At 51.5% G+C, this 19,887-nt stretch carries 19 protein-coding genes and 1 pseudogene; 6 read left to right on the top strand and 14 right to left on the bottom strand.

What is annotated here, in order from left to right:
- Positions 1-26 precede the first annotated feature (26 nt).
- Positions 27-773, top strand: a complete 747-nt coding sequence (gene fpr, locus OGY37_RS21540) for a ferredoxin--NADP(+) reductase (protein WP_126319619.1) — start codon at positions 27-29, stop codon at positions 771-773.
- A gap of 63 nt (positions 774-836) precedes the next feature.
- Here fpr and OGY37_RS21545 read toward each other — a convergent pair whose 3' ends face one another.
- Entirely contained in the window at positions 837-1,265 is a 429-nt protein-coding gene (locus OGY37_RS21545; protein WP_003825201.1) for a DUF805 domain-containing protein, read from the bottom strand.
- Between the two features lie 100 nt (positions 1,266-1,365).
- On the opposite strand from OGY37_RS21545, the gene OGY37_RS21550 reads away from it, so the two are divergent.
- Both OGY37_RS21550 and tpiA read left to right on the top strand, forming a co-directional pair.
- Entirely contained in the window at positions 1,366-1,968 is a 603-nt protein-coding gene (locus tag OGY37_RS21550) for a YiiQ family protein (protein WP_003825203.1), read from the top strand.
- Between the two features lie 228 nt (positions 1,969-2,196).
- Positions 2,197-2,964 (top strand): triose-phosphate isomerase, encoded by a 768-nt coding sequence (tpiA, locus tag OGY37_RS21555; RefSeq protein ID WP_003028783.1) that lies wholly within the window; start codon positions 2,197-2,199, stop codon positions 2,962-2,964.
- A gap of 35 nt (positions 2,965-2,999) precedes the next feature.
- On the opposite strand, the pseudogene OGY37_RS21560 reads toward tpiA, so the two are convergent.
- The 7 genes and pseudogenes from OGY37_RS21560 to cpxP form a co-directional block, all read right to left on the bottom strand.
- Positions 3,000-4,471, bottom strand: a pseudogene (locus OGY37_RS21560) (DASS family sodium-coupled anion symporter).
- Between the two features lie 113 nt (positions 4,472-4,584).
- Complete coding sequence (locus OGY37_RS21565) at positions 4,585-5,889, bottom strand: SLC13 family permease (RefSeq protein ID WP_148362600.1); 1,305 nt, start codon at positions 5,887-5,889, stop codon at positions 4,585-4,587.
- 73 nt (positions 5,890-5,962) lie between these two features.
- Entirely contained in the window at positions 5,963-6,712 is a 750-nt protein-coding gene (locus OGY37_RS21570; RefSeq protein WP_020996109.1) for a CDP-diacylglycerol diphosphatase, read from the bottom strand.
- Between the two features lie 104 nt (positions 6,713-6,816).
- Positions 6,817-7,806 (bottom strand): sulfate/thiosulfate ABC transporter substrate-binding protein Sbp, encoded by a 990-nt coding sequence (sbp, locus tag OGY37_RS21575; protein ID WP_063941738.1) that lies wholly within the window; start codon positions 7,804-7,806, stop codon positions 6,817-6,819.
- A gap of 200 nt (positions 7,807-8,006) precedes the next feature.
- The gene (gene pfkA / locus OGY37_RS21580; RefSeq protein ID WP_286621854.1) at positions 8,007-8,969 is read right to left on the bottom strand and encodes a 6-phosphofructokinase; all 963 of its coding nucleotides are present in this window, start codon (positions 8,967-8,969) and stop codon (positions 8,007-8,009) included.
- A 185-nt stretch (positions 8,970-9,154) separates the two neighbouring features.
- On the bottom strand, positions 9,155-10,057 hold the full coding sequence (gene fieF, locus OGY37_RS21585; RefSeq protein WP_003825216.1) for a CDF family cation-efflux transporter FieF: 903 nt from the start codon (positions 10,055-10,057) through the stop codon (positions 9,155-9,157).
- A 147-nt stretch (positions 10,058-10,204) separates the two neighbouring features.
- Positions 10,205-10,705, bottom strand: a complete 501-nt coding sequence (gene cpxP / locus OGY37_RS21590; protein WP_008787022.1) for a cell-envelope stress modulator CpxP — start codon at positions 10,703-10,705, stop codon at positions 10,205-10,207.
- A gap of 150 nt (positions 10,706-10,855) precedes the next feature.
- Between cpxP and cpxR the strand changes: the two genes are divergently transcribed.
- The gene (gene cpxR, locus OGY37_RS21595; protein ID WP_003028763.1) at positions 10,856-11,554 is read left to right on the top strand and encodes an envelope stress response regulator transcription factor CpxR; all 699 of its coding nucleotides are present in this window, start codon (positions 10,856-10,858) and stop codon (positions 11,552-11,554) included.
- Positions 11,551-12,924, top strand: coding sequence for an envelope stress sensor histidine kinase CpxA (gene cpxA / locus OGY37_RS21600; RefSeq protein ID WP_003028758.1), 1,374 nt, complete (start codon positions 11,551-11,553; stop codon positions 12,922-12,924). Before cpxR ends, cpxA begins: the two co-directional genes overlap by 4 nt.
- Before the next feature lie 40 nt (positions 12,925-12,964).
- On the opposite strand, the gene OGY37_RS21605 is transcribed toward cpxA, so the two are convergent.
- The 4 genes from OGY37_RS21605 to yiiM form a co-directional block, all read right to left on the bottom strand.
- Positions 12,965-14,215 carry an MFS transporter gene (locus OGY37_RS21605; RefSeq protein ID WP_122973888.1) on the bottom strand — a complete coding sequence of 417 codons (1,251 nt, stop codon included), beginning with the start codon at positions 14,213-14,215 and terminating at the stop codon, positions 12,965-12,967.
- A 122-nt stretch (positions 14,216-14,337) separates the two neighbouring features.
- Positions 14,338-15,291 carry a sugar phosphate isomerase/epimerase family protein gene (locus tag OGY37_RS21610; RefSeq protein ID WP_149335646.1) on the bottom strand — a complete coding sequence of 318 codons (954 nt, stop codon included), beginning with the start codon at positions 15,289-15,291 and terminating at the stop codon, positions 14,338-14,340.
- Between the two features lie 8 nt (positions 15,292-15,299).
- Entirely contained in the window at positions 15,300-16,004 is a 705-nt protein-coding gene (locus OGY37_RS21615) for a GntR family transcriptional regulator (RefSeq protein ID WP_003825231.1), read from the bottom strand.
- A gap of 227 nt (positions 16,005-16,231) precedes the next feature.
- The gene (gene yiiM, locus OGY37_RS21620; RefSeq protein ID WP_286621857.1) at positions 16,232-16,906 is read right to left on the bottom strand and encodes a 6-hydroxyaminopurine reductase; all 675 of its coding nucleotides are present in this window, start codon (positions 16,904-16,906) and stop codon (positions 16,232-16,234) included.
- Positions 16,907-17,058: 152 nt separating this feature from the next.
- Here yiiM and OGY37_RS21625 point away from each other — a divergent pair, with 152 nt between their 5' ends.
- Entirely contained in the window at positions 17,059-17,955 is an 897-nt protein-coding gene (locus tag OGY37_RS21625) for a dihydrodipicolinate synthase family protein (RefSeq protein ID WP_003825235.1), read from the top strand.
- Positions 17,956-17,996: 41 nt separating this feature from the next.
- On the opposite strand, the gene kdgT is transcribed toward OGY37_RS21625, so the two are convergent.
- Positions 17,997-18,980, bottom strand: coding sequence for a 2-keto-3-deoxygluconate transporter (kdgT, locus tag OGY37_RS21630; RefSeq protein ID WP_003825237.1), 984 nt, complete (start codon positions 18,978-18,980; stop codon positions 17,997-17,999).
- A 233-nt stretch (positions 18,981-19,213) separates the two neighbouring features.
- The gene (sodA, locus tag OGY37_RS21635; RefSeq protein ID WP_003825239.1) at positions 19,214-19,834 is read right to left on the bottom strand and encodes a superoxide dismutase [Mn]; all 621 of its coding nucleotides are present in this window, start codon (positions 19,832-19,834) and stop codon (positions 19,214-19,216) included.
- Positions 19,835-19,887: the final 53 nt, after the last annotated feature.

The following is a 19,887-nucleotide window of genomic DNA, read 5'->3' on the forward strand; positions in this document are numbered from 1 at the left end:
GCAATCAAAGCAGACAGGAGAAAACCATGGCAGATTGGGTAACAGGCAAAGTCACGAAGGTACAGAACTGGACCGATGCCCTGTTTAGTTTGACCGTGCGAGCTCCGGTTCTTCCTTTCACTGCAGGTCAATTCACCAAGCTTGGCCTTGAGATCGACGGCGAACGCGTCCAGCGTGCCTATTCTTACGTCAATGCCCCTGATAACCCCGATTTAGAGTTTTATCTGGTGACGGTTCCCGACGGCAAACTCAGCCCTCGTCTGGCAGCACTGAAGCCTGGCGATGAAGTCCAGGTGGTGAGTGAAGCGGCTGGTTTCTTCGTGCTGGATGAAGTCCCCGATTGCGACACGCTGTGGATGCTGGCAACCGGCACGGCTATCGGCCCATATTTGTCGATTCTGCAGTTAGGCAAGGACCTGGATCGCTTCAAAAACCTGGTGCTGGTCCACGCCGCGCGTTATGCCGCCGATTTGAGCTATCTACCGTTGATGCAGGCGCTGGAAAAGCGCTACGAAGGTAAATTACGTATCCAGACGGTTGTCAGCCGTGAAACCGTGGCAGATTCGCTGACCGGGCGTGTACCGGCGCTGATTGAAAGCGGTGAGCTGGAAAAAGCAGTCGGGCTGCCATTGGATAAAGAAACCTGCCATGTGATGCTGTGTGGAAACCCGCAGATGGTACGCGACACGCAGCAGTTGCTGAAAGAGACCCGGCAGATGACCAAACACCTGCGCCGCCGACCGGGCCATATGACTGCAGAGCACTACTGGTAAGAACGTTTTACTGCCCGGTAAACACCCGGGCATTTTGCCGGATGGCGCTTGCGCTTATCCGGCCTACGAGCCAGCTCTGTACTTTACGTCCTGCGTATCCTTACCATATTTATTTGCGTCCTGGGTGCCAATGAACGCACCCAGATCGATAAGCATACCGACCAGAATCAACGTTGGAACAAAGCGGCCTACCGCCCATTGCCAGACGCCGGGTAACATCGCCCAATTTCCGGCCAGCAGCATCCACGCCAGAATCATCAACAGCGCCCACGCTCCGGAACGCCCCCGGTCATGCAGACGTTTTACCGTCACTGCCGCCGTTGGCCATAGCAGACACACCAGACAAAAAGCCGCGGTCTGAATATCGAGTAATTGTTTGCTCGCCAGCGAAAACAGAACCAGCATGCCGACGATCCATAGGCCAATCCAAATCCAGAAATCACGGCGCCCGATGCGCCCTTTAAATGAGAATAACCACTGCTGTATGGTCATGTAAGTTCCTTTATTATTACCTTCCAGAACAGTTTACCCTTTTGACAAGCTCGACGGTTACCGTTTTAATCGTGAGCAGTGAGAATGAAAGGTACGATTGATGAAGCACGGATTTACACTGTTTTTATTATTGTTTTCAGCCTTAACCGCGAGCACTGCGGCACTGGCGAAAGAGCCATCGACGGCAACCACAGCCCCCTATTTACTGGCGGGCGCGCCGACCTTTGACCTGTCGATTAGCCAGTTTCGCGAAAACTTTAATACACAGAATCCGAAGCTGATCCTGAATGAGTTCCGCGCCATCGACAGCAGTCGCGATCGGGCAAATCTCACCCGCGCGGCCAGTAAAATCAATGAAAACCTGTATGCATCTTCCGCTCTTGAGCGCGGCACCCTAAAAATCAAAAGCATGCAGATTACCTGGTTACCGATTCAGGGGCCTGAGCAAAAGGCAGCTAAAGCGAAAGCGCTGGAATACATGACCGCCGTCATCCGCACTGTCGCACCACTACTGACGAAGGAACAGAGCCAGAAAAAGCTGCAAAAACTGCTCGCCGCAGGCAAAGGTAAGCACTATTACGCCGAAACAGAAGGCGCAATTCGCTATGTCGTAGCAGATAACGGTGAAAAGGGGCTGACCTTCGCTGTTGAACCGATTAAGCTGGCACTATCTGAAAACCTCGAAGGGTCGAATTCCCCCTAAATTATTCACGTTTCAGGAAGGCGGCGACGCAACGAATCCCCAGGAGCTTACATCAGTAAGTGACTGGGGTGAGAGAGTACAGCCAACGCACCTGCAACGTGGAGAATGACGGGGAAATGACAAAAAGCAAAGCCTTCGGGATGATCAATCTCTATACTGTTTCACAGACCATGCTGCCCTGAGGGGCGGCCATATTCCTTAATTCGCTGACAAGCGTGGAGAAATGAAATGCGACATCCTTTAGTGATGGGTAACTGGAAACTGAACGGCAGCCGCCACATGGTAAACGAACTGGTTGCTAATCTGCGTAAAGAACTGGCTGGCGTTGCTGGCTGTGCAGTAGCAATTGCTCCGCCGGAAATGTATATCGACCTGGCGAAACACGCCGCTGCCGGTAGCCACATCATTCTGGGCGCGCAGAACGTTGATCTGAACCTGTCTGGCGCATTCACCGGTGAAACAAGTGCTGAAATGCTGAAAGATATCGGCGCGCAGTACATCATTATCGGTCACTCTGAGCGTCGTACTTACCACAAAGAATCTGACGAGCTGATCGCTAAAAAATTCGCTGTGCTGAAAGAGCAAGGTCTGACTCCGGTTCTGTGCATCGGTGAAACCGAAGCAGAAAACGAAGCAGGCAAAACTGAAGAAGTTTGCGCACGTCAGATCGACGCGGTTCTGAAAACTCAGGGCGCAGCAGCATTCGAAGGCGTCGTTATCGCTTACGAACCAGTATGGGCTATCGGTACCGGTAAGTCTGCAACTCCTGCTCAGGCTCAGGCTGTTCACAAATTTATTCGTGACCACATTGCTAAAGCTGACGCGAAAATCGCTGAACAAGTTATCATCCAGTACGGCGGTTCTGTAAACGCAGCTAACGCGGCAGAACTGTTTGCTCAGCCGGACATCGACGGTGCGCTGGTTGGTGGTGCTTCTCTGAAAGCAGACGCCTTCGCAGTCATCGTTAAAGCAGCAGAAGCCGCTAAACAGGCTTAAGTTGTTAAGGCGGGAGGAACACTCCTCCCGCTGTATTACCAGTATCCCAACCAGTGCCACCAGAAGGCGCCGGTCACCCCCCAAATGGTCAGGTTGACCACACTCATCACCAGGCCCGTTTTCCACCACTCCGCCAGCGTGACATAGCCCGAACCAAAGATGATCGGCGCAGTACCCGTGCCATAGTGCGTGAGCGACATCATCAAGGAGGAGGAGAAACCGAGCATTAAACCAAGCAATGCTGGTGGCGCGCCGAGGCCTAATCCTGCGGCGAAGAACGCAGCGAACATAGCCGTAATATGCGCAGTTGTGCTGGCGAAAAAGTAGTGCGAGTAGACGTAAAGCAGAATCAACAGCAGCGTTGCAACACTCCAGTGCACGCCAAGATGGTCGATTGCACTACCAACGCTGGTTGCCAGCCATCCCACCAACCCCAGTTTGCTGAGAAAATCTGCCATCATCACCAGCGCGGCAAACCAGACTATCGTATCCCATGCCCCGCGGCATTTAAGAATGTCATCCCAGCTCAATACGCCCGCCATCAATAGAATCGACAATCCAATTAACGCGGCGCTGGTAGGGTTTACGCTCCAGGCACTGCCCATCAGCATCGCTGGAACACCCGCCCACAGGCAGAGCAGCAAAATGAATACTGCCAGGGTGATTTTTTCTGCCAGTGATAGTGGACCCAGCGCATCCAGTTTTTGCCGCGCGAACTGCGGCGCATTTGGCGTGCGCGTGATAGCTGGCGGATAGAGCCACCAGATTACAATCGGCATGACAACCAGTGATACCAGAGCAGGAAGAAGCGCCGCCATAGCCCACATTCCCCAGGTCATGTTCAGCACGCCATCCGTCCCCTTCGTCAAAAAGCTGACGATTAACGGGTTAGGTGCGGTCGCGGTGATGAACATTGCCGAGCTGATCGGGTTAATGTTGTAGTTCACCAGCGCGAGATAACGGCCCGTTGAGCCATTCTCGGCATGGCCTGGCTGCGAGCCGAGGCTCTCCGCAATCGCCCGCATTACCGGGTGGATAATGCCGCCGCCACGCGCGGTATTGCTTGGCGTTACGGGTGCAATTAGCGTTTCCGCAAGGGTTAATGCCCACGCAATGCCCAGCGTTCTTTTACCAAATAGCGCAATAAACCCGTAGCCAATACGCGCTCCCAGGCCAGTCTTTAACAGACTTTGCGACAGCATAATGGATAAACCGATCAGCCAGATTAGCTGGTTAGAAAAACCACTCAACGCATCGTTCAACGCCGCGGAGGGTTTGCCGGGGTTAGTAACGCCAGTCATCGCCACCAGCATAATCGCCACAATCGCAATTGCGCCAATCGGCATGGCTTTACCGATAATCGCAGCGATCGTACCAATAAACAGTGCCAGCAGGTGCCACGCTTGCGGGGTTACGTCGGTGGACACGGGATAACAAACCAGATGGTCAGCGTAATCACGAGCGAGATGATGGCAGGCCAACAGCGGATGGGGGTTAAACTGTCCATGAATCAATCCTTGAATTTCCAGTGCGCAAATCTGCGCTCAGGCATTAACCAATATTGCCGCGCATAATACAATTCACTCACTCACAAAACAAAAAATTAACATTTTGATACAGCTACAGTTTTCCCAACACCGTAAACCAGGCGTAATCCAGCGGCAGAAGAATCAGATATGTTGCCGCCGCCAGTGCGATACACAGCAGCATCCCCGCCCTTGCAGGTACTTTCCCGAGCGCCATCGCCACCACGATCGGTGAAGCCTGATACGGCAACAGTGGTGTGGAATAACCCAGCACCTGGATCATAATCACCGACAGCAGTGGGAATCCCGTCGCATCGGCAAAGCTTTGCGCCAACGTGGTATACAGCGCCGGAACACCGTTCGCCGTCATAATAAAATTAAGCGCAGTGGTAATACCGGTCAGCGCGAGGAAACTGGTAAACGGCTTTTCCGCATCCAGCGGCATCACCTGTAACAGCGCTTCGCCAACGGCGCTACCAATACCGGTCTGCGTGACGGTGATCGCCAGCCCCAGAATACCCGCCACATAAATACAGGTACGAATGTTGACCCCAGCGGAAAACTCGTCGCCATTGATAAAGCCAACCCGTGGTAGCAATGTGATAACTGCCGCCGCCAGCCCGGTCCACGCGGGGCCAATACCGTGCCAGCTTTCGCTTACCCACAAGAACAGCACCACCGCTAACATCCAGGCCAGACGTTTTTCATCCCGGCTCATCGGCTCCGGCGGCGTGAGATCGCGCGGCGCATGCGGCTTGCCAGGGAACAACCAGCAGATAAGCATAATGAGCACCGCGCCTTTAAGCCAACCCAGAACCGGCGTATGCAGCAGCAAATAGGGAAGATAATTGAGGTGGATGCCGTAAGAGCCTTCCGCCGCGCCGCTCATCACCAGATTCGGTACGTTAGCGGGTAAAATCGTCGCAGAAAGCTGGAACGTCCCAAACCCGACGGCCAGTGCCAGACCATACCAGGCGCGCGTGCCGTCGTTAATTCCGGCTCGTTTCGCCATCGCCGCGACAATCGGCATCAGCAGCGCAATGCGGCCCATGTTGGATGGCATTACAAATGCCAGCGCGTAACTCAGCAGCACTACGCTCGCCACCATTAACGGCCAGGAATCAGTCAACCTCGATGACAGCGCCCTCGCCGCCCTGTCCGCCAGCCCCGTTTTACGAATCGCAATACCTAGTACAAAGCCGCTAAACACCAGCCAGAATGCGGAGGACGCAAAGCCGCCAAAAATCACATCCGGTGGCGCGATTTTGGCGACCATCGCCACGGCAAAGAACAGCAGCGCCGTTATAAACTCCGGCAGCAGCGACGTAGCCCAGAGCAGAATGGTGATACCAACCACCAGAGAGGGGATAAACAGAGGGTGTGTAAGCCAGAGCGACATGCCTGTCTCCTGTTATTTTTTTCAACAAGAATACGGGGACAGGCATGCGGAGTAAACGCCAGATTAGGTGGGGTTAACGCAGAATATCACATTGATGATCCTGAATTTCCTCAGCGGAGGCGAGATTCAGTGCCAGCAAATTGCGCTGAGTAGCCAGCAGGACAAAGGATTCATCACTCTGGCGCACCATCGCCAACGCATAGCTGCCCATATGCTCACGCGCATCCGGCACCTCTTCCGCCAGCATCATAAACGGGCTGCGTTGTGCCAGTTCATTTTCCGTGACGCGACGTGCCAGATATTCATGACCGCGCAGCCCACCCGGTAATGGTAGCCAGCGGGTGCTGATTTTCGCCAGGTTGTCATCCAGCTGCTTTCTGACATCGGTTCGCAGGCAGGAGATATGAATATGCAGGTGATTTTGCGTACGCCCGCTACGTGAGTTAATGGTCAGAGAGACTGCTTTGTCAGGGATTTCCTGGCCGTATTTTTGGCTCATAAAGCTACGCGCCTGCCAGGCCAGCCAGAAAAAGTTCGGTGTGCCTGATTTCAACAACAGCGGACTTTCCGTACCGTTGATGCGCCAGGTCGGCATCAACAGATATTGCAGTGGGCCGTTACGGTCTTTGAACACCACATATCCAGCATCCGGCTTTACTTCAGCGCATGGTGCGGGATCCTGCTGCTGCAACTGGTGCGGCAGGCATTGCTGAAGAACGATCTGGCGTAATGCGTCCGGGTTGCCGGTGAATTTCCAGTACCCGATACCTGCAGCGGCGGCGACCACAATCACCGCCAGTAAAAGATAGCCTGCTTTTTTCATTACGCGTTTCCTGTATCCCATTGAAGGGCAAGAGTAACGCAAAACCATGACAAATAAAAAACCCGGTCGCGTTAGGCCACCGGGTCGGTAAATCAGAGACTTATTTATCGTTTACTGATTTGGTCGAACGTACCGCCGTTAGAGAAGTGCTCTTTCTGCGCTTTCGTCCAGCCGCCAAACTCTTCGTCGATAGTGAACAGCTTCAGCTTCGGAAATGCGTTTTCGTATTTCTTCGCAACGTCTGCATCACGTGGACGATAGTAGTTTTTCGCCGCAATTTCCTGGCCTTCCGGAGAGTAGAGATACTTCAGGTAAGCTTCAGCCACCGCTTTGGTGTCTTTCTTTTCCACCACTTTATCAACCACGGACACGGTCGGCTCCGCGAGGATAGATTCACTCGGGGTCACTATCTCGAATTTATCTTTGCCCAGCTCGTTCGTTGCCAACAGCGCTTCGTTTTCCCAGGCAATCAGCACATCACCGATACCACGTTCAACGAAGGTATTGGTTGAACCACGTGCACCAGAATCGAGTACCTCAACGTTTTTATACAGGGCCTTCACAAAGTCTTGTGCCTTGGCCTGATCGTTGTTGTTGTGGTGCAGGGCATAGCCCCATGCCGCCAGATAGTTCCAGCGAGCTCCGCCGGAGCTTTTCGGGTTTGGCGTAATGACCGACACGCCCGGTTTGATTAAATCGTTCCAGTCATGAATTTGTTTGGGATTGCCTTTGCGGACCAGGAATACGATGGTGGAGGTGTAAGGCGCAGAGTTATCCGGCAGGCGTTTAATCCAGTTTTTATCGATACGGCCACGTTCAGCAATGGCATCCACGTCGTAAGCCAGTGCCAGCGTCACGACATCGGCTTCAATGCCGTTGATGACGGAGGTCGCCTGTTTACCCGAACCACCATGCGACTGGCGAATCACGACGTTGTCGCCCGTTTCCTGCTTCCAGTGCGCGCTGAAGGCCTTATTGTACTGCTCGTACAGTTCACGCGTTGGATCGTACGATACGTTAAGTAACTGAATATCCTTTGCCAGAACGCTGGTCGATGCCAGCAATAATGTTAACCCTACGCCCCATTTGTTCATCGCCCAGCTCTCTTAGGTAGTGTTGTGATGAGCAAAGCGTGCCAGAAAGGCATCCAAACATTAAAGAATAAAAAAAGATTTGCTATAACTTGGGGGAATATATGGAGTGGGGTTTTTGCCGGATGGCGCTACGCTTATCAGGCCTACGATTTGCATCATGTAGGCCGGATAAGGCGCAAGCCGCCATCCGGCAATTGCAATTAATACAGTTTCTTCGCGCAGTCCAGCCAGTCACCTTTGAACGGACGCTTCATGTTTTCGATAGCGTCGATGATGTCATGGTGAACCAGCTGCTCGTTCTGAATACCGACACAGCGACCGCCGTGACCTTCCAGCAGAAGTTCAATGGCATAGGCACCCATACGGGATGCCAGGATACGGTCGTAAGGAACCGGGGAACCACCACGCTGAATGTGACCCAGCACGGTTGAACGCGTTTCGCGGCCCGTTTCCTTCTCGATGTAATGCGCCAGTTCGTCAACGTCACACATGTGTTCAGTGATCGCTACGATTGCGTGTTTTTTACCTTTCGCGATACCTGCTTTGATTTCAGTAACCAAATCGTCACGGCTGAATTCCACTTCCGGAACCACCACGAACTCACAGCCACCGGCAATCGCTGCTGCCAGGGTCAGGTCACCACAGTAGCGGCCCATCACTTCAACGATAGAAATACGCTGGTGAGAAGAAGAGGTATCACGCAGGCGGTCAATCGCTTCAACGACAGTACCCAGCGCGGTGAAGTAGCCGATGGTGTAGTCAGTGCCCTTGATATCGTTGTCGATAGTGCCCGGCAGACCGATGCACGGGAAGCCCATTTCAGTCAGGCGTTTTGCCCCCATGTAAGAACCGTCACCCCCGATAACAACCAGGGCGTCGATGCCACGCTTCTTCAGGTTTTCGATAGCTACCGCACGCACGTTTTCATCACGGAATTCCGGGAAGCGAGCAGAACCGAGGAAAGTACCGCCACGGTTGATCATGTCGGACACGCTGTAGCGGTCAAGCTGGACCATACGGTCTTCATACAAACCCAGGTAGCCATCATGGATCCCCATGACTTCCAGCCCTTCCGTCAACGCTGCACGTACAACACCACGGATTGCTGCGTTCATGCCCGGCGCATCACCGCCGCTTGTCAACACACCGATTTTCTTAATCATGACTACCTCTGAACTTTGGAATGCAAAATGAAATCTGCTGCCGGAAGTCGATTCCGCATATCGAAACGATCCAACGAATATGCAGATAGTATAACAATCACTTCCTGCTGAATTGATTCAGGTCAGGCCAAATGGTGGTAATTTATACACAAAATGCTGGCCCGGTTCACTTTTTTTACAACGAATTATGAAAGCTCAAACATCTTGCCTTCCTTGGGTACGACTGAACAGGGATCCTGATGAATGATGACATCCGATCCCGGGAAACGTCGTAAAATTGCCTGCTCAACCTGTTCAGCCACTAAATGCGCCTGAACGAGCGGCAGATTATCTTCCATTTCCAAATGAATCTGAATAAAGCGGGTCGGCCCTGACTGCCGCGTGCGAAGATCGTGAGCGCCGCTGACTCCAGGCCATGACGTCACGATATCAATAATTTCCTGACGTTCCTCATCGGGTAAAGCGCGATCCAGCAAAGATTGCACTGCCTCATACCCCATGCGTAATGCGCTATATAAAATATAGATGCCAATCCCGAGCGCAAACAAGGCATCCGCACGATGCCAGCCGTACCATGCCAGCCCGAGCGCAATGAGAATCGCACCGTTCATCATAACATCAGACTGATAATGAAGCATATCTGCCCGAACGGCCTGACTTTGCGTACGCTTCACTACCCAGCGCTGAAACGAGACCAGAATGATTGTACACACTAACGCAATAATGGTGACAACCACCCCAACGCCGGGATCTTTCATCGGTGTGGGTTGAATGAGATGCTGAATCCCGGTCAGGAATAAAAACAGCGCCGAACCGGAAATAAACATGCTTTGCGCCAGCGCCGCCAGCGATTCCGCTTTTCCGTGGCCGAACGTATGTTCATCATCGGCGGGCTGCAGCGAATAGCGCACCACCAACAGGTTGGTTAATGACGCCGCGATGTCCACCAGCGAATCCACCAGTGCTGCCAGAATACTGACCGATCCGGTGTACCACCACGCGAAAATTTTGATCAAAAGTAACAGCGATGCCATCACGGTCGCCGCGATTGCCGCCCGGCTCACCAGCCGCCCATAGGTTTGATTCATAAACACTCCTGCCAGGATATGCCGCTAGTATAACGGATGAAGTAAAACAGTCAGGCAATAACCGAGGGACAAATTTTGGGCAAAAAAAACCCCCACATCATGTGGGGGAAGACAGGGATGGTGTCTATGGCAAGGAAAACAGGGTTACTACTGGGAACGTGAGTTGCTACTACTCAATAAATTCAACGATGAGCTTTTTTTCCAGTGCGCTACGTCGCGCAGTTGCTCCATTCGTTGTTCATGTTTCTCATTTAAAACCGCTTGCTGCTCGGGCGTTAACAGGCGATACATCTGGTTGCGGATCCTGGCTATTTCAACCTGGCGGGCAACCTGTTCTTGCGCCATTCTTTCTGCCTGAGCGCGCACTGCGCTTTCATCAAATTTCTCTGCGGTGACAAGGCGATGCATTGTCTCCATTTCGCTAACATTAACAGGAGGCTGTTCGTGTCTTGCCTGCTGCATTAAATCTCGCATCTGTTGACGTTGATGTTCGGTTAAACTGATACCGTCAAACATGTGGCTCTGAACGCTGCGTTGCGATGAGCCTTCACCCAGGTGCCAGTGATCGCCTGTGACGACTTCAGCTGCATGGCTAAATGTACTGAGTGCCAGCGTTGAGGCCATGACGGCAGCGGTAACTTTGCCCATCACTTGCTCCCAAAATCTTTTCTGTCGCGATTCAACGAGAGACAGTTTACGATTCGGGCTGCAAACATGCGTCAGGGGGTGTAAAACAACGTAAAGTCATAGATTAGCGACGCCTGATGACGTAATTTCTGCCTCGGAGGTACGTAAACAATGAATAAAATCCTGTTAGTTGATGATGACCGAGAGCTGACTTCCCTGTTAAAGGAGTTGCTCGAAATGGAAGGTTTCGATGTGCTGGTTGCCTATGATGGGGAACAGGCGCTTGAGCTTCTGGATGACAGCATCGATTTACTTTTGCTCGACGTCATGATGCCGAAGAAAAACGGCATTGATACGCTGAAAGCACTTCGTCAGACACACCAGACACCTGTAATCATGCTGACCGCTCGCGGCAGCGAATTGGATCGCGTACTTGGCCTTGAGCTGGGCGCGGACGACTATTTACCTAAGCCGTTTAACGACCGTGAACTGGTCGCGCGCATCCGCGCTATTCTGCGTCGCTCACACTGGAGCGAACAGCAGCAGAACAGCGATAACGGCTCGCCGACGCTGGAAGTAGATGCGTTAAGCCTTAATCCGGGTCGCCAGGAAGCCAGCTTTGACGGGCAAATTTTGGAGTTAACCGGCACCGAATTCACCCTGCTCTATTTGCTGGCTCAGCATCTCGGTCAGGTGGTTTCGCGTGAGCACCTGAGCCAGGAAGTGCTGGGCAAACGCCTGACGCCTTTCGATCGCGCGATCGATATGCATATCTCGAACCTGCGTCGTAAGCTGCCAGAGCGTAAAGACGGACACCCGTGGTTTAAAACCCTGCGTGGTCGCGGCTACCTGATGGTCTCCGCTTCATGATAGGGAGCTTAACCGCACGCATCTTTGCCATCTTCTGGTTGACGCTGGCACTGGTGTTGATGTTGGTACTGATGTTACCCAAGCTCGACTCACGCCAGATGACCGAGCTACTGGACAGCGAGCAGCGCCAGGGGTTAATGATTGAGCAACACGTTGAAGCTGAACTGGCGAACGATCCACCCAACGATTTGATGTGGTGGCGTCGCTTGTTTCGGGCGATAGACAAGTGGGCGCCGCCAGGACAGCGGTTATTACTTGTTACGACGGAAGGACGCGTGATCGGCGCAGAACGCAACGAAATGCAGATCATTCGTAACTTTATTGGTCAGGCCGATAACGCCGACCATCCGCAAAAGAAAAAATACGGTCGCGTTGAGATGGTCGGGCCTTTCTCCGTCAGAGACGGTGAAGATAACTACCAGCTGTATCTCATACGACCTGCCAGCAGCTCACAATCTGACTTTATCAACCTGCTGTTCGACCGACCGCTGCTGTTGCTGATCGTCACCATGTTAGTCAGCTCACCGCTATTGCTTTGGCTTGCCTGGAGTCTGGCGAAACCGGCGCGTAAGTTGAAAAACGCGGCGGATGAAGTGGCCCAGGGCAACCTGCGTCAGCATCCGGAACTGGAAGCCGGTCCGCAGGAGTTTCTGGCGGCAGGCGCCAGCTTTAACCAGATGGTGACAGCGCTGGAACGGATGATGACCACACAGCAACGCCTGCTGTCGGACATCTCTCACGAGCTGAGAACACCGCTAACGCGTCTGCAACTGGGCACCGCTCTGCTGCGCCGTCGTAGCGGTGAGAGCAAAGAGCTGGAGCGCATTGAAACAGAAGCACACCGACTGGACAGCATGATCAACGACCTGCTGGTGATGTCACGTAATCAGCAGAAAAACGCGCTGGTCAGTGAAACAGTGAAAGCTAATCAGCTGTGGGGCGAAGTGCTGGATAACGCCGCCTTTGAAGCTGAGCAGATGGGTAAATCACTCACGGTGAATTTCCCGCCGGGTCCGTGGCCGCTGTACGGTAACCCAAATGCGTTGGAAAGTGCGCTGGAAAACATTGTGCGCAATGCCCTGCGCTATTCACATACGAAGATTGAAGTTGGCTTCGCGGTGGATATCGACGGGATTACCATTACCGTAGACGACGATGGTCCGGGCGTAAGCCCTGAAGACAGAGAACAGATTTTCCGTCCGTTCTATCGTACCGATGAAGCGCGCGATCGCGAGTCTGGCGGAACAGGTCTGGGTCTGGCGATTGTTGAAACCGCAATCCAGCAGCATCGTGGCTGGGTGAAGGCCGAAGACAGCCCGCTGGGTGGTTTACGGCTGGTGATTTGGTTGCCGCTGTACAAACGCGCTTAACAGGCTTCCCCGGTAGCCTCGTGCCGGGGAAGCTCTCACTTTATGCTGTCACTTCTGCCGCCGCTAGCTTTTGCTTTTTAATCCGCTTCACCAGAATGGTCGAACAGATAAAGCCCATTAAGCTGAATGCAATCATCACGCTAAAGACATAGTTGTAGCCCGTGATGCCGCTATTGGTATCCAGTAAATAGCCGTATAACGTGTACGCAAACATCGCTGGCATATATCCGATGATGCAGCCAAATGCCATTGCTGAACCCGCGTACTCACGTGGGGTACCGATCTCATCCATTGGCGCGAAGAAAATGGCGCGCTGTGAGAAGATAATCGCTCCAAACCCTAATGTCGCCGCCATACCGATATACACGTTCATTGTTTGATGCGGTAACTGCATGAACACAAGCATCGCAACAGCAGAGATCAGGAACGTCCACTTCAGATACACTGTCGGTGATTTAGCAACTTTATCTGCCAACATTCCACCAATCGGCCCACCTACCATTTTTAACGCATACTGGTTGATGATGCCGTACGCACCGACGAGCGCTACCGGCAGCATATAGATATCTTTTAAGAATGGAATAAAGTAAGTCAGTCCACAGTACGCGGCATAAACGAAGAAAATACCTAAAGAAGCCAGCCAAACATTAGGGCAGGACAAAACATGTTTGATACCCTTTAACACTTCCATGTTGGCACTGGTTTTCTCGCCGCCTTTCACTTTGTCATCATCGACAATAAAGTACGTCACAATACCTGCCACAAGCGTAATTACCGTATAGAACAACAGGCCCGCCTGCATCCCCGCTTTACCTTCACCAAACTGGACGAAGACAAACAGAGCGCCAGATGCAACGATAACATCCACCACGCCACGTCCGGCTTCTAAAAAGCCGAACATGCGTCCTTGTTCTTCTTTCGTTCCCAGCAAACGAACGGCTTTCAGCAATACCGGCCAATAAACCACATCGGCAAAGAAAGCCATCGCGGCAAAGCAAATGAGATAACCGGTAAATGACGGTAGCGTTGCCAGATATAAGCCACATAACCCAACGCCAATCAGACCGAACGGTAATAATATTTTCTTGGAGTAACGGTCTGCGATGTAGAGAGAAAGAAAAAGTCCGGTTGTCTGAACAATCGTATAAACCGTAAAGCTCAACCCAATTTGCGTATTAGTTAAACCCCAGTCATTCTGCATTGGCACATAGAAAACATCTTTCATACTTGAAAGTTTGAATATCGTACCGCCGCCTAAAATCAAAAAACAGAGCCTTGCCCATTTATTCATGAACATGATTAAACCCTCATTGCTTGTTGAGAGAAATATCTAAATTAAATTGTATAATTAATAACGCCAGGGGATTATTTTCATAATCCTTTCCGCATTTAATAATATTTTAAGAAAACTAATTAATTGCCTATAAACTTGTCACATATATCACGGATATATTTTATTTGGGCAAGAGCATGTTCTTTTTCCTGCGCCAGTCGCGCATCAATCATGTTGCTGTCAGGCAGCGGCGTATAACTTGCATCGCGCCATGGGATCCATGGATTATCACCCTCATCGTCGAAGCGAAATGCAGGGGCATAATATTCAACTTCTTCTTCCAGGCCAAAAGCATGTACTTGCGGTTTATCTTCACCTAAAAGTAATAATGCCTTAAGCATCTCTTCCATGGGTAAATCGCCGTGTCCTGAACGACAAGCCTCATGCCCCCAGCCTTTACCTTCTTTAATAATTTTTGCGTCTTTGATATGCACCTGAGTGATCAGAGGAGACATAACCTCTAACGCAGAAAGCGGCTGCTCATTGGCATTAATCATGTTGCCAAAATCAAACAGAATAGAGAGATTTTTCATCCCGCTATTATTAACCAGCGTCACCAGCTCATGGCCTTGCAGATCTTCATGCTGTTCGATAGTAAAGCTTAGTCCGCAATCGTCATACTGAGACAGCCACGCAATATCATTGGCAATCTTCGCCATAACATCGTTCAGATACCCTTCATAACGCGGGTAGAAACGCACTGAAGTTGCACCAGTAGCAACAGCAATACGGATTGCATCCGTCAATGTTGCCTTATCCGATGCGCTCGTTTCGATATGCACATCCAGATTATATTTTTTGGCCTTTTCTTTAAAATCGTGTAGCTGCTGATCGTTCAGTTTCTGCAGTGATTGGGACTCACCATCCTCAACATGTATTTTTACACCCTTCAATTTTTGCTGATGCGCAATATCCAGAAGATCCCCCGGCAGGACTCTCTCGTAGCGCATATTCAGATGAAAAGCATAAGCATGTAGGTACAGCGGTATATTTCTCGCGCGTTCCGCAAGAAGTTCTTGGTTACATTTTCCCATTATTTTTCTCATTCATCGCGAATAACAAGTTCCACTGATTCAAGTCGCCAGTATTCGAAATCAACCTGAACCACTTTTTTATCTCGGGTAGCCCGATGTTTTTCTACTAAAATTCCATACGTATTAGGCGCAACACCCAGCTCTTTGCAGGCCACTTCTGGCATATTGACCGGTTTAAAAATCATTTCTTTGATATTTAAAACATGGCCAAACGCATCTTCCCAGACGCTGGCAAAAGACTGATTGCCCAATTTATTAATGAATCCTGGCGCAACATCGGCATCAATATAGGATTCATGGTAAAACACTTTATGTGAATCAAGACCGCACCAGCCGGTAACTAAATAGCGATCGCCGGAGGAGAGAAAAACATCATCAACATGATGCGGAACTGTATCAATGGTTTCTTTGGTTAAATAATCCCAAAAAGGCTTACGTCCCTGAGCACAAGCTTCAGCATTGAAGCTGGAAAGTGATTTAGGGTTATAAATAAATCGCTTCGATGAAATAAACCAACCACTGCGGTTCTTGCGGAAAATACGCGCATCGATCTCAAGCTCAATCAGAACCTGACGTAAGGTCATACGCTTTGCATCCAGCAGCTCACATAACTCTCTCTCCGAGGGCAATTTGGAGCCCGCTGGTAAATTATTCTCGTTTAACCAGCTTTCAAAGCGCTCTCTGAGCACATCAACATTGTTTTTCTTTTTCATTTCGCTCATCTGGTTTAAACCAATTTGAAGCTAAGATATTTGAGTGCAGGAAATACTCAAGTTTTTTTTCAACGCAGAGTTTCTTTTTGTGGACCAGGTATCAAGAATGGCTTTGAAGCAAACCGTGACCGTCAGGTTTTTGCCCGGTTTGGTACGCAGGAGATGAACCACGGGGGAGAGGTAAATCAGGTGTCGCCACCTGATTTAATTGCCAGATGAAGGTAGGTTTATTTTCCCCACAAACGGCGGGAATTGTCTTCGATCTTGCCGCTTAGACGGCGCTTTTGCATCGTTCTGGTCCAGCTTTTTGATAACCCGGCAGCCGACAGTAAACGGTGATATTGCGAATCATCAAACGGCATATGCCAGGCGATAGCAATTGCCTCCTGTACGCTGACGTCGCTCACGCGTGACGCCAGGATCAATGGCGCGTCTGCTGACACCTGACCAGGCGCGATGACACTGCACAGCCAGCCTGTCTTACCCACATCCTGCATCTGGCTGGCCATATCGCTGATGCCAAAATGGAAATTCAGCTTAAAGCACGGCGAGCGCGGCTGCGTGACCTGAATCAGCGCCTCTCCCCACTGGAAAATGTCGCCAATATACACATTCTCTTCAGTCAGCCCCTCAGTAGAGAGGTTCTCACCAAACGCGGGGGCGACAAATAGCTCCGCCTGCTCCGGAAACGCTTGTCTCCAGTGCTGATAGTGTTCACGCGGATAGTGACACAGCGCGCGATCCGGCCCGCCGTGAATTTTCGTTTCCGCTTGTTCATCCCCCGTCAGCCCCAGTTCGGTCAGCATCAACTCACCGTCAATCTGGACTTTAGCAATCGCGCTGGGACGGCTTCCCGTGTAGTCCCGAACTTTGCCCGTAAAAACATCGACCGGATATTGCATCTGTTCCCTCTCCCGATAAATTTCCCCCATTACACCACATTTATTTTACCCCAGTCGCTCAAAATGAGAGCACGGTTCACATGAAACTTAGGGACACATGCTATCAATGTAATCTGGTTTTGAAACATCATTTCAAATAAGGAGTCGACAACGTGACTGGTCAATCGCAATTTGCTGGCGTCTGGTGTCCTTCCATTACGCCAATGGACAATGATGGAAAGATCGATCTCAACGGTCTAAGCCAACATCTCAAACGCCTTACCGAGGCCAAAATCGACGTGATTTTGCTGATGGGCAGCATCGGGGAATTTGCCTCCTTTACGCTCGAAGAAAGGCTGCTGCTGATCCGCGAAGCCCGTGCCATGAGCTCGCTAAAGATGGTCGCCAACGTCTCATCCACCTGCCAGAATGATGTTTTGTTGATGGCGCAGGAAGCGTATCGCTCAGGTTACGATGCCGTGATGATCCTGCCACCCTACTACTACGGACAAACAGCGAAACAGCTGCTGAGCTACTTCCGTCAGTTGGGGCAGAAACTCAGCGGCAAATGGTTTGCTTATAACTTCCCGGCACGCACCGGCTGTGATTTAACCCCCGAACTGGTAGCCACCCTCGCCGCCGAGTTCCCGAATTTTGCTGGCATTAAAGACACCGTCGACTGCCAGTCCCATACCCGCAGTATGATTCAGACCACCCGCGCCGTGCGGGAGGATTTTGCCGTGCTGTCCGGCTATGACGAATACTACATTCCCAACCTGTTGGCAGGTGGCGCGGGGATTATTTCAGGGTTGAACAACGTCATGCCGGAACTGTTTGTCAGCGCGCGGGAAGCGTTTAAACAGGGCGACCTGGCAGCGCTTCGCGATATTCAGGACCAGATTGGCACCTACATGTCCATCTATGCCATCGGCGAAGATTTTGTCACCACCATCAAAACCGTGGTATCGCGTAAATTTGGCTATTGTACCGGCGTGTCACGTAATGCCGGTGGAGAGTTGAACGAGAGTGAGTGCCGAACAATCGATGAGGTGTTTGTCGTCAAAGGGTAAATAATTAAGCCGGATGGAGCAGACCATCCGGCTTAAGAGACTTACTTCACGGTACCACGAATATCAATTTCTGCCGCCCTTGCTTTGACCTTTTTCGACCAGATAGACGTGATAATCGGCACCAGAATGGAGGTCACAATCACCGACGTGGCGACCAGGGAAGTTGCTGCCGGTGCCATCGGTTTAAATGCCGGAACCATTTCAGCAATCAGCACCGGCGTAGCAACCGCCGCCCCCGCGGAACTGGAAGCGGCAATCCCCGCCGTACCATCGCCACCACCAATCAGTTTATCGGCGATAATCAATGGAATACCAGTGATGATAATCACCGCCACGCCCAGCAGAATACCCAGCACGCCGGTCTGCGCAATCACGCTCAAATCAATGGTGTTACCTAATGCGAAGGCAAAGAACGGGATCAGCGTCTGCACCGCTTTGCTAAAGAACTCCCGCAGTTCAGGGTCCAGATTCCCCAGCGCAAAGCCAATCAGGAACGGCAATACTGCACCAACAAATACGTGCGGTTCAAACGACGCGATCCCGGCGGTTCCCAGAATCACCATGGTCATCAGCGGGCCAGACTCCAGCGACATCAGAACAAACGCCCCAGCCTCTTCTTTGGTGCCGTACTGCTGCATAATCGAGGCATACAGCCCGCCGTTGGTCATATCCATCGCGGCCACCAGCGCCAGCGTAGACAACCCAGCGAAGAATCCGACCTCTACACCATGTTCCGGCAGAATGCGTGAAGCAATCGCTGCAACCACCCACGCCACCAGAATCTTGGTTATGACTAACGTACCTGATTTACGCAGCACGGTGCCGGTGGCGCTTAGCTTGATCGACGCCCCCATGCAAAAGAACCAGACTGCCAGGATAGGTACCGTACCGGTGATCATACCGTTGGTAAAGGAGCCGAAATATTTCCCGGCGCCGGGGGAAAAGGTGTGACACAACGCGCCCAGGAAAAGCGGCACCAGCATCATACCGCCTGGGATTTTCTCTATCGTACGTTTGATCTGCATTTCCATCACCTGTAGACATAAAAATGGGGCAATTTTTATGGGCGATTGCATCTTGCTTTGAGATGCGCCCGTCTTGATGAAAAGAAGATAGACATTCATAGAGACTATAAAAGTGATCCCACTCGCATAATAAAACCTTGTTTCAATTTAAGTGGATCATTGTTTTTATATTGAGTTTGATCACAAAAAAACCCCACAAGCATCGCTTGCAGGGCTTTGTTAAAGCGTAGAACTTATTTTTTTGCTGCGAAACGCGCGGCAGCTTCGTCCCAGTTCACAACGTTCCAGAACTCTTTGATGTAGTCCGGGCGACGGTTCTGGAATTTCAGGTAGTAAGCGTGTTCCCAGACGTCCAGGCCCACAATTGGGAAGCCGGAAGCGCCAGAGATAGCTTCACCCATCAGCGGGGAATCCTGGTTGGCGGTGGAAACAACAGCCAGTTTGTCACCTTTCAGAACCAGCCACGCCCAGCCGGAGCCAAAGCGGGTTGCCGCTGCTTTTTCAAATTCAGCTTTGAAGTTGTCAACGGAGCCGAAGTCACGTTCGATAGCCGCTTTCAGGTCGCCCTGCAGCGTAGTACCGGTTTTCAGGCCTTTCCAGAACAGGCTATGGTTAGCGTGACCGCCCGCGTTGTTACGCAGTACGGTTTTCTTGTCTGCTGGCAGTTGATCCAGTTTGGTGATCAGCTCTTCAACGGACAGGCTGGCGAATTCAGGCAGGCTTTCCAGCGCAGCGTTGGCGTTGTTTACGTAAGCCTGGTGGTGTTTGGTGTGGTGGATTTCCATCGTCTGCTTATCGAAGTGCGGTTCAAGGGCATCATAAGCGTACGGCAGGGATGGCAGTGTATAACTCATAATCATCTCCAGTATTGTCGGGCGGCCAGTGTTAACGCCGCGTAAGCAGTTGG

It is taken from the genome of Citrobacter sp. Cpo030, from assembly GCF_030333005.1.
Lineage (GTDB): Bacteria > Pseudomonadota > Gammaproteobacteria > Enterobacterales > Enterobacteriaceae > Citrobacter > Citrobacter portucalensis.